The following is a 698-nucleotide window of genomic DNA, read 5'->3' as shown; positions in this document are numbered from 1 at the left end:
GCGATGTTTTCTATGCATGGGTCACCCAAGTCCTTATCCCAGTACTTCTTAAAAACAGTGTAATCATGATGGATAATGCAACTTTTCACAAGAAACACAGTATTCAACAAGTCATTATCGATGGGGGGCATATGGTGGAATATTTGCCTACCTATTCGTCAGAGCTTAATCCAATTGAGCATATGAGCATAAATGGGCAAAAGCTAAATGCAAAAAAAGAGCGCTCGGATGGGACACAGATATTTTGTTCGCACTCAATATGGTGTAATCAAAATTAAGTCGCTTAGCTATATCCCGCGCAAAAGCGCACGTTCAGCTTTATTTACGGGATGGGGATAACTGGATGAAAAACGTCACAAAAATTCCGGTGACAGATTAACCGCGCATGACATCCTGAACAAACAGGAAGACCAACTGGCTAGAAATGAAATCAGAATTTGGGATAACAGCAAAGAAATTAGCAACACGAAGTTGGCACAAAAGATAGACCAATCACTGGTTTAAGTCGCTATATTTTTCCACCATAACCGACCTGAATTGTTATAACCTGTCACCAATGAACACGGAATTCAGCGGGGAAATATCCATATTCCGGTTGGCGTTTATACTGGAAAAACAGACCTCGAAGAAGCCACTTACAAAGGTCCATCCGATGGCATCTATATTGTATTAAATAAGGGTAATGATGAGAACAGCAT

At 40.4% G+C, this 698-nt stretch carries 1 protein-coding gene and 1 pseudogene; both read left to right on the top strand.

Features of this window, described 5'->3' with window-relative positions:
- A partial coding sequence (locus tag ARSQ2_RS05045; RefSeq protein ID WP_181994581.1) for a transposase occupies positions 1 to 278 on the top strand: 278 nt, incomplete at its 5' end.
- 280 nt (positions 279 to 558) lie between these two features.
- Positions 559 to 698: pseudogene (locus tag ARSQ2_RS14740) on the top strand (hypothetical protein); the annotation flags it as partial.

The sequence above is a fragment of the Arsenophonus endosymbiont of Bemisia tabaci Q2 genome (assembly GCF_902713415.1).
In the GTDB taxonomy this organism is placed as follows: domain Bacteria; phylum Pseudomonadota; class Gammaproteobacteria; order Enterobacterales; family Enterobacteriaceae; genus Arsenophonus.
The sequence above is the reverse complement of the archived record's forward strand: the minus strand, read 5'-3'. Positions and strand labels throughout refer to the sequence as shown.